This is a genomic window from Streptomyces sp. NBC_00443 (assembly GCF_036014175.1).
In the GTDB taxonomy this organism is placed as follows: Bacteria; Actinomycetota; Actinomycetes; order Streptomycetales; family Streptomycetaceae; genus Streptomyces.
This window is the reverse complement of the sequence record NZ_CP107917.1, coordinates 7625554-7638001: the sequence shown is the minus strand read 5'-3', so window position 1 is coordinate 7638001 and position 12448 is coordinate 7625554. Positions and strand designations below refer to the sequence as shown.

General features: G+C 70.2%; 12 protein-coding genes and 1 pseudogene. 6 read left to right on the top strand and 7 right to left on the bottom strand.

Translation table 11 applies throughout. The annotated features are described in order from the left end of the window. Positions 1 to 72 precede the first annotated feature (72 nt). Entirely contained in the window at positions 73 to 468 is a 396-nt protein-coding gene (locus OHO27_RS34745; protein ID WP_328430642.1) for a DUF6215 domain-containing protein, read from the top strand. Between the two features lie 43 nt (positions 469 to 511). Here OHO27_RS34745 and OHO27_RS34740 read toward each other — a convergent pair whose 3' ends face one another. After that, the gene (locus OHO27_RS34740) at positions 512 to 2992 is read right to left on the bottom strand and encodes an alpha-L-arabinofuranosidase C-terminal domain-containing protein (RefSeq protein ID WP_328428911.1); all 2481 of its coding nucleotides are present in this window, start codon (positions 2990 to 2992) and stop codon (positions 512 to 514) included. A 126-nt stretch (positions 2993 to 3118) separates the two neighbouring features. Here OHO27_RS34740 and OHO27_RS34735 point away from each other — a divergent pair, with 126 nt between their 5' ends. Further along, the gene (locus OHO27_RS34735; protein ID WP_328428910.1) at positions 3119 to 3562 is read left to right on the top strand and encodes a DUF6314 family protein; all 444 of its coding nucleotides are present in this window, start codon (positions 3119 to 3121) and stop codon (positions 3560 to 3562) included. Here the strand turns inward: OHO27_RS34735 and OHO27_RS34730 are convergent. From OHO27_RS34730 to OHO27_RS34720, 3 genes are all read right to left on the bottom strand, one after another. After that, positions 3544 to 4137 carry a histidine phosphatase family protein gene (locus OHO27_RS34730; protein WP_328428909.1) on the bottom strand — a complete coding sequence of 198 codons (594 nt, stop codon included), beginning with the start codon at positions 4135 to 4137 and terminating at the stop codon, positions 3544 to 3546. The genes OHO27_RS34735 and OHO27_RS34730 overlap by 19 nt on opposite strands. A 186-nt stretch (positions 4138 to 4323) precedes the next feature. Beyond that, positions 4324 to 4758, bottom strand: coding sequence for a GNAT family N-acetyltransferase (locus tag OHO27_RS34725; RefSeq protein ID WP_328428908.1), 435 nt, complete (start codon positions 4756 to 4758; stop codon positions 4324 to 4326). 116 nt (positions 4759 to 4874) lie between these two features. Continuing rightward, on the bottom strand, positions 4875 to 6347 hold the full coding sequence (locus tag OHO27_RS34720; RefSeq protein ID WP_328428907.1) for an aminotransferase-like domain-containing protein: 1473 nt from the start codon (positions 6345 to 6347) through the stop codon (positions 4875 to 4877). On the opposite strand from OHO27_RS34720, the gene OHO27_RS34715 reads away from it, so the two are divergent. Together OHO27_RS34715 and OHO27_RS34710 are read left to right on the top strand one after the other, a co-directional pair. Further along, a complete protein-coding gene (locus OHO27_RS34715) occupies positions 6346 to 7284 on the top strand; it encodes a DMT family transporter (protein WP_328428906.1) in 939 nt (312 codons plus the stop codon). The genes OHO27_RS34720 and OHO27_RS34715 overlap by 2 nt on opposite strands. A 93-nt stretch (positions 7285 to 7377) precedes the next feature. Beyond that, a pseudogene (locus OHO27_RS34710) lies at positions 7378 to 7571 on the top strand (DUF1918 domain-containing protein). A gap of 13 nt (positions 7572 to 7584) precedes the next feature. Here OHO27_RS34710 and OHO27_RS34705 read toward each other — a convergent pair. Then, positions 7585 to 8826 carry a glycoside hydrolase family 10 protein gene (locus OHO27_RS34705; protein WP_328428905.1) on the bottom strand — a complete coding sequence of 414 codons (1242 nt, stop codon included), beginning with the start codon at positions 8824 to 8826 and terminating at the stop codon, positions 7585 to 7587. A gap of 215 nt (positions 8827 to 9041) precedes the next feature. Here OHO27_RS34705 and OHO27_RS34700 point away from each other — a divergent pair, with 215 nt between their 5' ends. Beyond that, entirely contained in the window at positions 9042 to 9914 is an 873-nt protein-coding gene (locus tag OHO27_RS34700) for a 3-hydroxybutyryl-CoA dehydrogenase (protein WP_328428904.1), read from the top strand. A gap of 193 nt (positions 9915 to 10107) precedes the next feature. Then, entirely contained in the window at positions 10108 to 10365 is a 258-nt protein-coding gene (locus OHO27_RS34695; RefSeq protein WP_328428903.1) for a hypothetical protein, read from the top strand. An 18-nt stretch (positions 10366 to 10383) separates the two neighbouring features. Here OHO27_RS34695 and OHO27_RS34690 read toward each other — a convergent pair whose 3' ends face one another. Together OHO27_RS34690 and OHO27_RS34685 are read right to left on the bottom strand one after the other, a co-directional pair. Next, positions 10384 to 10911 (bottom strand): NUDIX hydrolase, encoded by a 528-nt coding sequence (locus OHO27_RS34690; RefSeq protein WP_328428902.1) that lies wholly within the window; start codon positions 10909 to 10911, stop codon positions 10384 to 10386. 86 nt (positions 10912 to 10997) lie between these two features. Continuing rightward, on the bottom strand, positions 10998 to 12338 hold the full coding sequence (locus OHO27_RS34685) for a transcriptional regulator (protein WP_328428901.1): 1341 nt from the start codon (positions 12336 to 12338) through the stop codon (positions 10998 to 11000). Positions 12339 to 12448 lie beyond the last annotated feature (110 nt).

Here is a 12448-nt window from a genome sequence, read left to right as displayed (position 1 = left end):
CGTGATCTAGTGTCCCCCGGCAAACATCAGGGGATCACGGCAGGTGGGGGCGGGCGGGTTAACGGAAAGTAGCTGTGCAAGGCACTGCTGCGCCACGATCTCGCGGAGTTGCTGGGCACACCGGCAGAGACCGCCAAGACCGCGTTCGGCAACGACGACGACCTCCCCGTGGCCGGGTCCCACGAGCTGCTCGGGGAGGGGGAGCAGCGTACGGTGCTGGGCCGTCCGGCGGTGCTGTACTCGGACCGGACCATCAGGATCGAGTTCCGCCTCGACGGGGGCGCCGCCGACGCCGGTACCGGCGTCCCGCTGCGCGCCCTCATGGTTGCCCAGGACGCGAAGGACGGCGGCGGATCCTTCGACGTGACCCTGTGGCGTTCGGACGGCAAAGTGCCGGATGACGCCGTGCTGCTGCGGGTCGCCGAGAAGGTACTGCCGACGGTCCCGGGGTGGACCGCCGGCAGCTGACGCGCTACGTCACCTCTGCTTGATCCTCACCTCTGCTTGATCCTCACCTCTGCTTGATCCTCAGGAACGTCACGGAGTTCGCCGGGAAGGTGTACGTGAACTCGTCGGCGACCCCCGAGAACGTGGACGTCACGGGCGTGACCGGGGCGTCCGTCTCGGTGTTGACCGCGTCCTGGTCGGCGGCCAGGGTGGTGACCCGGGCCTTGGCGGCGACCTTGGCGCCACCCAGGTCGATCGCCGTGCGGGCCGGGGTCGACTGGGCGTTGACGACCTTGACGATCAGGTCACCGGTGCGGGCGTCCTCGGTGACGACCTGGCGGAACGGCTCGGCCGGCTTGTCGTCGGTGAAGGTGCCCCACTCCTTGCCGTCGAGGGAGAGGGTGACCTGGCGGCCGCGCACCTTGATGTCGATGTCGTAGGCACGGCCCGTCTCGATCGACCCGGCCTTCGTCATCAGCGTGCCCTTGCCGCCGTCCACGGCCTGCTCGATCGCGGACTGGGTGTTGTTCCAGCCGCCCAGGTTCCACCAGTAGTAGTTGCCGGTGTCCTTGACGCCGAAGGCGACGAGGAAGCCCTCCTTGCCGGACTTCTTCGTGGCCTTCACATGGAGGTCGTAGTCGTGCCAGGCCGGGTCGCCGGCCGACACCATCGTGTTCTCGGCGGCCACGTCGGTCTGTACGTACTGGCCGTCCTGGACACTCCAGCTGCCACCGCCGGAGTGCGTCCACTTCGTGGCGTCGCCGGAGAAGTCGTCGCTCAGCAGCGTCGAGCCGTCCGCCGCGGTGACCGATACGTCGTCGTACGCGGCACTCGTCGCCCACGTCGACAGGCCGACGGCACCGGCGATCGGGCCGCTGACGTCCGGCGTGGTGGTCGCCTTCGAGGGGACGACCCGGTCGCCGACGTTGTTCATGAACAGCTTCTGGACCTCGTAGTTCGTCGAGTTCCAGGAGGAGCGGTTGTTGAACCAGACCAGGTCCGGCCGCCACTGGACGTAGTCCTCGTTGGCGAGCAGCGGGGCGTACGAGGCGAGCTTGACGACGTCCGCGTTGCGCTCCAGGCCGGTCATGAACGCGGCTTCGGAGAGGCCGTTCTTCCAGGCGTTGCCCTGGGAGGCGTACTCACCGAGGAAGACCTGCGGGCCGCTGCGGTCGTAGGAGTCGTAGCGGTCGTTGTTCTGCAGGAACCAGTTGGGGCTGTTGTAGTAGTGCTCGTCGACCATCTCGACGTTCGCCTCGCGGTTCAGCTTCCAGGCAGTGTCGAAGGTCGTGCCGCTGTCGTCCGGGCCGGAGTTGGAGACGACCGTGATGTCCGGGTACTCGGCCTCGATCGCGGCACGGAACTGCTGGAACCGCGCGAAGAACTCGTTCGGGAGGTTCTCCTCGTTGCCGACCTCCAGGTGGGTCATGCGGAAGGGCTTGGGGTGGCCCATCCGGGCGCGCACCTTGCCCCACTCGGAGGTCGCCGGGCCGTTCGCGAACTCGATGAGGTCCAGGGTGTCCTGGATGTGCCGCTTGAGCAGAGCCTCGTCGTCGACGGCCTTGTTCTGGCCGCAGCCGGTCACGAGGGCCGGGACCACGGGCAGCGGCATGGCGCCGATGTCCTCGGAGAAGCGGAAGTACTCGTAGTAGCCGAGGCCGTAGCTCTGGTTGTAGCCCCAGAAGTTGGAATTGGTCGCGCGCTGTTCGACCGGGCCGACGGTGTCCTTCCACTGGTAGGAGCGCTTGCGCTGCCAGCCGGAGGCCTCGCTGTAGTCCTCCATGGAGCCGGTGTTGACCAGGCAGCCACCGGGGAAGCGCACGAATCCCGGGTGCAGGGCGGCGATCTTCTCCGCGAGGTCCTTGCGCAGGCCGTTCGGCTGATTCTTGTAGGTGCCGCGCGGGAACAGCGACACCATGTCGAGGGCCGCCGCGTTTGTGGCGGCGACGGCGAGACGGCCGCGGTTGCTGGTGCGGCTCGCGGTGAACGTGGCCTTGTACTGGGCCCAGCCGCCCTTCACCGCCACCTGGCGGGCGGTCGCCAGTGCGCCCGCGGCGTCCTTGAGGCCCACGCTCAACGTGCTGCCGCTCTCGGCGCGCGCCCACACCGAGAAGTCGTACCTCTTGCCCTGCTCGACCCGGACGCCGGTGCTGTAGCCGGTATTCGTGACGGACGAACCGGCTCCCAGGGACAGGTAGTTGCGGTTGCGTTCGTTGAGCCGGCCGGAGTCGTTCACGACCTCGGCGGTGCCGTCGACCGCCCACGAGGTGAGCGGGGTGTAGGAGCCGTTGTCGGCGGTGGAGTACTCGAAGGACCGGTTCTGCACGAGCTCGGCGTACAGACCGCCGTCCGCGGCCCGGTTGATGTCCTCGAAGAAGACGCCGTACATCGTGTTGTCGATCTTCGCGCCCTGGGCGGTGGGGTCGAGGGTGATGGCGTAGTCGGTGACGTCCTCGGCGTGGGCGGGGGCCGGGACCAGGGCGGCTGCCGCGAGGAAGGCGGTGGCAGCGACGCCGAATCTCCAGCGGCTGGGGGTGCGTGGCATGGATACTCCGCGGCTCGATGTTCGAAATATCAGATGCTGATCAACACTTCGAACGGCAAGATAGGGAGGGGGATCCTGAGCGTCAACGGGTCCCGCGGTACCGAAAGTGTCGGAAGTGAGGGCGGCATGGGCGAGTTCTGGCCGGTTCCGGATGTGCTGGCGTATCTCGCCGGGAGCTGGCGCGTCGTCCGTTCCGTACGGGATCTGGCGAGCGGGGACGAGGGGGTGTTCTCCGGTACGACGGTTTTCGGCCCGCTGGAGGGGGGCGGGCTACTGCATCACGAGTCCGGCACCTTCGCCTGGCAGGGCGTCCCGAGGCCCGCCGAGCGCACACTGCACTTTCTGCCGGGCAGCGCGCGGGGCACGGCGGACGTACGGTTCTCCGACGGCCGCCCCTTCCACGACCTCGACCTGACGTCGGGGCGGCACATCGCGGACCACCCCTGCTCGGCCGACCTCTACCGGGGCGAGTTCACCGTCCTCGACGAGGACCACTGGCGGACGGTGTGGCGGGTGCGCGGCCCCGCCAAGGACCTGGCCCTCACCACCGACTACGCCCGCGAGGGCTGAACCGGCGCTCCCTCGAAGCGGAGGTACCAACGCCCTGCCCGGCCGGTCACGGTGGTCGCCGACAGGGGACGTACGTCGATGTTCCAGTACGTCGACGGCGGCGCCTTCAGCGCGTACACCAGCGCGGCACGGATCACGGACGGCTCGGCCACGGCGACGATACGACCGCCGTCCTCCACTGGCCGGGTGTCGAGCCAGTTGCCGACCCGGGCGATGAAAGCGAGCAGCGACTCGCCGCCGTGCGGGGTGCTCCGCGGGTCGGCCAGCCAGGCGTCCACCGCCTCCGGCTCGCGGGCCATCGCCTCGCCGAGCGTGAGCCCGCGCCAGCGTCCCATGTCGCAGTCGCGCAGGGCGAGTTGCACCAGCGGTGCGTAGCCGAGGGCGTCGCCGGTGGCGCGGCTGCGCGGGGTCGGCGAGCAGTAGCGCAGCTCGGCCGCCGCCAGCGGCAGCAGGTCGCGCGCGGCGAGCTGCACCTCGCCCCAGCCTGCCTGGTCCAGCGGCCGGTCGTCCTCGAAGCGCTCGGCGAGGAGCGGGGAGCTGCGCGCGGCGGCGACGAACGTGACCCGAAGCGACATGCGGTGATGGTGTGTCGCGAAAGTGCCCAGGTCAAGAGAGGTTGTGCAGCTGTCACCGAGGGTTGGCGAAGCTTTACTGCGGGGTCAGGATCAGACGGACATGTCGCTGAAAAACGATCAGTTGGAAAGTTCAAGCACGATGTCTGCCCCTCAGAGGACGCCCGGCCCCTCGAAGACGGCCCGAACTCAGAAGTAGAGCGCCATCCAGCGGTCCGGCTTCTCCAGCGGCGCGAACCCGTGCTTCTCGTAGACCCCGTGCGCGTCGTGGGTGGCAAGCAGCAACCGCTTCACCCCGTACGACCGCACCTGCTCGCGGACGGCCCCGACGAGCGCGGTTCCGATCCCCTTGCCGCGCACCGACGGGTCGACGTACACGTCGCACAGCCACGCGAAAGTCGCCCGGTCGGTGACGACTCGGGCATACGCCACCTGCTCCCCCGAAACCGTCGCGTACACCCCGAAGTTCAGCGAACCCTCGATCGCCCGGTCCTGCTTCTCCCGCTCCCGCCCCATCGCCCAGTACGCATCGGTGGACAGCCACCGGTGCACGCGCTCGGCGTCGATGCGGTCGGGGTCGGTCAAGATCTCGTAGCCCTGGGCGAGGAACGGGGTATCGGTCATGCGGCGAGATTCGCAGGCCGGGGGCGCCGACGTCGAGCCGTTTTCCCCGGTGGGCGGGGCGTTGTCAGTGGCGGGTGCGACTGGTTCGCGTGCGGCCTCGCACCGCTGCCCCGCCACTAGAACACCTCGTCCCAAGCCGTACGCAGGCGCCGCACGCCCTCCGTGATCTCCCCCGCCCCCGCCACCGCCGCGAAGCTCAACCGCAAGTGCCCGGCCGAGGGCTCCGCGCTGAAGTACGGGCGGCCGGGGGTGATCGCGACGCCCGAGCGCAGGGCGGCGGAGGTCAGCGCGGACTCTCCCCCGGAGCCGAAAGCCTGGGAGGTGCCCCCGGTGCCGTCGGGCAGGCGGAGCCAGAGGTGGTAGCCGCCGGACGGGATGTGCGGGAGGGCGAGTTGGGGGAGGTCGAGGCGCAGGGCGGCCGTCATCGTGTCCCGGCGGGTCTTCAACTCGGCGGAGATCGCCCGCAGATGGCGCGGCCAGGCGGGTGAGCCGACCAGTTCAAGTGCCGCCTCCTGCAACGGCCGCGGCACGAAGAAGGTGTCCACGACCTGGATGGCGCGCAGCCGCTCCAGCACCGGGCCGCGGGCGGCAAGCGCGCTCACCCGGAAGCTGGGCGAGGTGGCCTTGGTCAGCGAGCAGACATGGACGACGACGCCGTCGGGGTCCTCGGCGGCCAGCGGACGCGGCAGCGGCCCCGCGTCCTCGTGCACCAGCCGTCGCACGAAGTCGTCCTCGACGACGAAGGCACCGGCCTCGCGTGCGACGCGCAGCACCTCGCCGCGCCGGTCGGGGGCGAGCAGCGCGCCGGTCGGGTTCTGGAACAGCGGCTGGCAGACGAAGACGCGGGCGCCGGTCGCCCGGAAGGCGTCGGCGAGCAGGGACGGCCGTACGCCGTCGGCGTCGACCGGGACGGGAACCGGGCGCAGCCCGGCCGCGCGGGCGATCGCCAGCATGCCCGGGTAGGTCGGCGACTCCACCAGCACCGGTGCACCCGGCGGCGCGAGTGCCCGGAGCGCGGTCGTCAGGGCCGACTGGCCGCCGGCGGTGATCAGCACCTCGGCGGCGGTGACGGCGCCGCCCGGCCCGCCGATGCTGCGCGCGAACCACTCCCGCAGCTCCGGCAGCCCCTCCATGGGCGGCCTCCCCCACGCCCCGGGCCGTCGGCCGGCCCGGGACAGCGCGGCGGCCATGGCCCGCTCCGGCTGCAACGACTGGTGCAGATAGCCGCCGTTGAACTCGATCACACCGGGCGGCGGCGCGGTGAGCGAGGCCAGCACCCCGGAGGCGTCCACCGAGCGCGGTACGAGTTCCGCGGCGGCGTCCGCGCTGAGCGTCACCTCCTGCCAGGAGGTGTCCCCCACGGCGGCGGTCCGGGTGTGCGCCTCGGCGCGGAAGGCTCCGGCTCCGGGCCGGGTCACCACGAGCCCCTCGGCGGCCAGCTGCGCGAGGGCGCGGGAGACGGTCACCGGGCTCACCCGGTATCGCTCCACGAGGGCCCGGCTCGACGGCAGCTTTCCACCCGGAGAGTAGCGGTCCAGTTCCCGCCGCAGCCGATCCGCCAGTTCACCGACACTGCTACGCTCTTGCATGAGGACCAAGAATAGCGCTACTGCCCCGAGCTCGATAGCAGTGACCGACGGCAAGGCAATGCGGGTCGCCCCGGCCGGGGCGACCGTCGGAGGCACCGTCCAGGCGGCCCTGGGGGTCGCGGCCTTCTCCCTCACCTTCCCCGCCACCGCCTGGGGCCTGGAGAGCTTCGGGCCCTGGTCCCTGGTCGCCGTGCGCAGCCTGCTGGCCGCGCTGATCGCGGGGGTCTGCCTGCTGGCTCTGCGCGTGCCGCTGCCCGCACGTCGGCACTGGGCGGGCCTGGCGGTGGTCGCCGCCGGAGTGGTCCTCGGCTTCCCCCTGCTCACCACGCTGGCACTCCAGACGTCCACCACCGCGCACGCCGCCGTCGTGGTCGGTCTGCTCCCGCTGACCACGGCCCTGTTCTCCGCCCTGCGCGTCGGCACCCGTCCCTCGCGCACCTTCTGGACGGCGGCGCTGGCGGGCGCGGCCGCGGTGGTCGCCTTCACCGTGCAGCAGAGCGGAGGCGCCCTGACCACGGCCGACCTGTATCTCTTCGCGGCGCTGCTGGTGTGCGCGGCCGGCTACACCGAGGGCGGCAGGCTGGCCCGGGTCATGCCGGGCTGGCAGGTGATCGGCTGGACACTGGTGCTGTGTCTGCCGCTGACCGCCCCGGTCGCGGCGGTCGCGTTGTCGTACGAACCCGTGCATCTGGCCTGGCACGGCGTGACCGGGCTGCTGTGGGTCGCGGCGGGCTCGCAGTTCCTCGGCATGGTCGTCTGGTACCGGGGGATGGCGGCGATCGGCATCCCGAAGGCCAGCCAGTTGCAGTTGGCCCAGCCCCTGTTCACACTGGTGTGGTCGGTGCTGCTGCTGGGCGAGCACCTGACAGTGGCCGCCCCGCTGACGGCCGCGGCGGTGCTCGTGTGCATCGCCGTGACCCAGCGGGCGCGTGGCTGAGCGGGCCGCACGACCCACCTCCAACCACCGCTCCACGCCGTAGACTCAAGGCCACGGACCGCTGCTCCCGCACCTGGTGAGGAGGCCCAACAGATGCGTGCAACCGTGGGCGACCAGCTTGTCCAGCACGGCAGGGTGGTCGGGCAACACGACAAGGTCGGCGAGATCGTCGAGATCCTGGGCCATGAGGGCAATCCCCCGTACCGCGTCCGCTTCGAGGACGGGCACGAGGGTCTGTGCTCCCCGGCCCCGACACCGAGATCCGTCACAGGAACACGATGAAGTAGCCCGCCGATCAGATCAGCGCGGGGAAATCGCCGGCTGCCCGTAGTGGTCGGCGACGACCCTTGCCATGGCCCCGATCCGGTCCGCCGCCACCTCCTTCGCGGCGAAGTACACGTGCCCGCCCACCTCCGCGTGCTCCCTGGCCAGTGTCAGATGCCGGGACAGCTCGGCCGGGTCCTGCCAGGCCGCGGGCTGCGCCGGGTCACCGGCCTTGTAGAGCGCCTCTCCCACGTACAGCTTCGTCCGGCTGCCCCGCGCCACTTCCGCCCACCAGGGCACGAGCTTGGCGTAGTCGGCGGCCGCGAAGCCGATGTTCCAGTACAACTGCGGGCAGATGTAGTCGATCCAGCCCTCGCGGACCCACTTGCGGGTGTCCGCGTACAGGTCGTCGTACGTCTGCACACCGCCCCGGGTGTCGGAGCCGAGCGGGTCGGTGACGTCGTTGCGCCACACACCGAACGGGCTGATGCCGAACTGGGTGGTGGGCCGGATCTGCCTGATGGCGTCCGCCATCTCCAGGACCAGCTTGTCGATGTTGTCCCGCCGCCAGTCGGCCCGGACCGTGAAGCCGCCGCCGTAGCGGTCGTAGGCCTCGTCGTCGTCGAAGTTCTGGCCGGCCACCGGGTAGGGATAGAAGTAGTCGTCGAAGTGGACGCCGTCGATCGGGTACCTCTCCACCGCGTCGAGCATGGCCCGCTGCACGAAGGCACGGACGTCGGGCAGCCCCGGGTTGTAGTAGAGCTTGCCGCCGTACGTCACCACCCAGTCCTCGTGCGCGCGGGCGGGGTGCGACTCGGCCAGTTTGCCGAGGTCCGTGTGGTTGGCGATGCGATACGGGTTGAACCAGGCGTGCAACTGAAGACCGCGGGCGTGGGCCTCCTCGACGGCCGTGCCGAGCGGGTCCCAGCCGGGGCCCTCGCCCTGGGTGCCGGTGAGGACCTGCGACCAGGGCTCGTACGGCGACGGCCACAGGGCGTCGGCCGTGGGCCGCACCTGGAGGATCACCGTGTTCAGCTGGCGCTCCACCGCCGTGTCCAGGTGGGTGATCAGCTCGGCGCGCTGCGCGTCGGCGCTCAGACCCTGCTTGGAGGGCCAGTCCCGGTTCGCCACGGTCGCCACCCACACGCCGCGCATCTCCCGGGTCGCCTCTCGCCGGGACCGGTCCGTTCCGCCCGCTGTGGCGGATCCGGCCGCCATCGCGCTTCCTGACGCCACGAGTGCCGCCAGGGCGGTCACCGAGAAAGCCCGTCGTGACATTCGTGACTTCCGGTGCAGCATCTCTTCGTACCTCCGTGTGCCGTGGTCAAGGGCCCACCCCGTGACCGGTCCGCACCTGAGGACCGGCCCCGCGTCAGCCTTTCATGAGGCACCCGAACGATCGATCAAGCTGCGCCGAAGGTAACGTGCAGGTTTGGAGCAGGCGTCGAACAACGGCGGACCTGCCGCAGTCGTGGATCAGCGAAGGGGACGATGTGACCGGCATCTCCGGAGATATTGCACGCGTCGGCGTGGTGGGCTGCGGCCAGATGGGAGCAGGCATCGCCGAGGTGTGCGCCCGCGCCGGCCTGGACGTGAGGGTCGCCGAGACCACCGGCGAGGCCCTGGAGTTCGGCCGTACCCGGCTGTTCAGTTCCCTGGCCAAGGCCGCCGAGCGAGGCAAGATCACCGAGGAGGAGCGGGACGCCACGCAGGGGCGGCTGTCCTTCACCACCGACCTCGGCGAGTTCGCCGACCGTGACCTGGTGATCGAGGCCGTGGTCGAGAGCGAGCAGGTGAAGACGGAGATCTTCCAGGTGCTCGACCAGGTCGTGACCCGGCCGGACGCGATCCTCGCCTCCAACACCTCCTCGATCCCGCTGGTGAAGCTGGCGGTCGCCACCTCGCGCGCCGACCAGGTCATCGGCATCCACTTCTTCAACCCGGCCCCGGTGCAGCAGCTCGTCGAGCTGATCCCGGCGCTCACCACCTCCGAGGGCACGATCGCACGTGCCCAGTCGTTCGCCGAGAAGCTGCTGGGCAAGCACGCCATCCGTGCCCAGGACCGGTCCGGCTTCGTCGTGAACGCGCTGCTGATCCCCTACCTCCTCTCCGCGATCCGGATGTTCGAGTCGGGCATCGCCAGCCGCGAGGACATCGACAACGGCATGGAGCTCGGCTGCGCCCACCCGATGGGCCCGCTGAAGCTGGCCGACCTGATCGGGCTGGACACGGTCGCCTCGGTGGCGCAGAGCATGTACGAAGAGTTCAAGGAGCCGCTGTACGCCGCTCCCCCGCTGCTGCTGCGCATGGTCGACGCCGGCCGGCTGGGCCGCAAGACGAACTCCGGCTTCTACACCTACGGCTGATTACGGACGGTCAGATTCCGCCCATCCGAACGGGCCCGGCACCGAGAAGGTGCCGGGCCCGCGTCATTCACACACCGTGTGCGCTCCGGGCTCGCATATGCCCCTCGCACACTCTCCCCACGCACCCACCAGGCGAGTTCACTTTCCCTGCGCATGCCAGGGATGTGAGATGACTACGGAAAGGAGCGGACAAGTGACCGCCGATCCCGAGCATCCCGTCGTACAAGGGGAACTCGCAGAGTTACGACGTCGCCTCGACGTCGCCTACGCCCGTGTGGAGGGCGGGCTGGCTCTGCTCACGCACCGCACCGAGGAGAGCGCCAAGGAACTCGACGAGCTGAACACCCGGATCCACACACTGGAACACGCGCGCTGGCCGCTGCCCGCGGTCGCCGCCATCACCGCCGTGGGTGCTCTCGTCGTGACGATCTGGCAGGCGGTGGGGCGCTAGGTGTATTGATCACGAGGCCTAGACCCGGAGATGGTGCAGCATCAGTAACGCAGCCGCCATGTTGGCGGCAGGGACCTCCCCCCGGGCGATCATGTCGGGGACGAGTTTGAGAGGAACCCATTCCCGGCGGTCCGACTCGAAGTCGTCCACGGGATGCCCGACATACTCGCCCTCGTCGGCCCAGTAGATGTGGTGCCGGGCGTCGGTGAGCCCGTTGGAGGGCTCCACGCTCATGAGGTGGTGCAGGGGTCCCGGCCGCCAGCCGGTCTCCTCCTCGAGCTCCCTGGCGGCCGCACGGACGATGTCCTCGCCGTCCTCTACGACGCCTGCCGCGAGTTCCCACCCCCAGCTGTCGGTGATGAAGCGATGGCGCCACAGGAGGAGGACTTCGCCCGCCTCGTTGACCACCGTGGCCACGGCGACCGGCCGCATCCGTATCAGGAAGTGGTCCAGGTGCCGACCGTCCGGCAGTTCCACGTCTGCCAGGTTGACGGTGAACCAGCGGTTTTCATACACAGTTTGTTCGCTCTGCTTCGTCCACTGCACGGTTCTGCCACCTTCCGTCGAGTAAGTGGCAATATCGCAGCAGGGACTATGAAGTGTCGGTGCTCGGGTGCCCCGTCGTGGCCGGGTTACAGCGGTACGCGCAGTGCTCCGTCGATGAGTTCGGCCGCCTCGGCCGTGCCCGCACAGCCGTTGCGCACCAGGTGTTCGCGTACCGCCCGGAGTCTGTCGCGCAGGCGCTGGGACTCCATTCCCCGGGCCTGCTCGGCCATCTGCACCGCGATGGCCACCGCCTTGTCGGCGTTGCCCTGACGCAGCTCGATCGTGCTGAGCATGGCCAGCCGGTGCACCCGGCCCCGGTCGTGCGCGGGATTGTCGACGGCGGCCGCGGCATGCTCCCCCGCGGCCGCCAGCTCCCCGAGGCTGAGCAGCGCCTCCGCCACCTGGACGTTGACCAACCCCGGCTGGACATAGCCGGTCTCGTCGGGTTCGTATCCGCGTCGGATGCGATCTGCGGCCTGCTCGGCACGCCGTATGCAGGACAGGGCGCTCGTGCCGTCGCCGAGGTGGGCGTACGCCTTCGCCTGCATCGCGTACAGGTCGGAGGCGAGCGCCGGGGTGATGTGCTTGCCGGCGGCCCGCAGCGCGGCCTCCGCGAAGGCGACGGCCTGCCGGAACTCCCGCATGAACAGCGCCTGGTTGACGAGCATCGCGATCACATAGGCGCCGAGCCCCCGGTCCCCGCTGGCCTTCGCGAGCCGCAGCGCCTGATGGAAGTACCGCTGGGCGAGCCCGTGCGCGTCGGAGTCGTAGGCACAGATGCCCGCGATGGCCACCAACCCGCCCGTCGCCCGGTGCAGTTGACGCCCCGTCGCGTCGGTGTAGCTGCCGCGCAGCAGCGGGGCGGCCTCGGCGTTGAGGAAGCCGACGATCCGGGTACGGGTCGCCATGCCGCCCGCCTTGCGGTACATCTGCTCGTAGTGCGTACGGGCGGACCGCAGCATCTCCAGGTCGGCGGGGGTGACCCGGTGCCGGCCGCCGCGCGAGACGTCCACGTCCTCAGGCGGGTTCTCCCACTCCCACACGGGCATCACGGCGGGCGTGCCGGTGACCGCCGGGGCGCCCAGGATGTGGGGCCGCTGCTGTTCGTCGGAGCGCCACAGGGCGGTGGCCCGCTCCACGAAGCCGGACAGCGAGGTGGTGTGCACGGCCGACTGCTCGCCGGGCACGCCGAGGCCGATGTCGTCGAGCGTGACGGTGCGGTGCAGCCGGGCGGCGAGCACCTCGCAGATCAGGTCGGGCACCTGGCCGCGCGGCCGCTGCCCCTTCAACCACCGTGCGACGGCGGTGTGTTCGTATCTCAGCGCGAGTCCGCGCGCCCGCCCCGCCTGGTTCACGTGTGCGGCCAGCCCCGCGTGCGAGACCCCCGCCTCGTCCAGGATCGCGTCGAGCAAAGTGTTGGGCTGCATGGATGCCCCCCGGGTGGCTCGGTGTCGTCAGAGTAGTGCGAACCGCTTCACACGGGGTGTGAACGGAGTACGCGAATCCGCAGCGTGCGCGCGCTGTTGCGGAGAGTTTC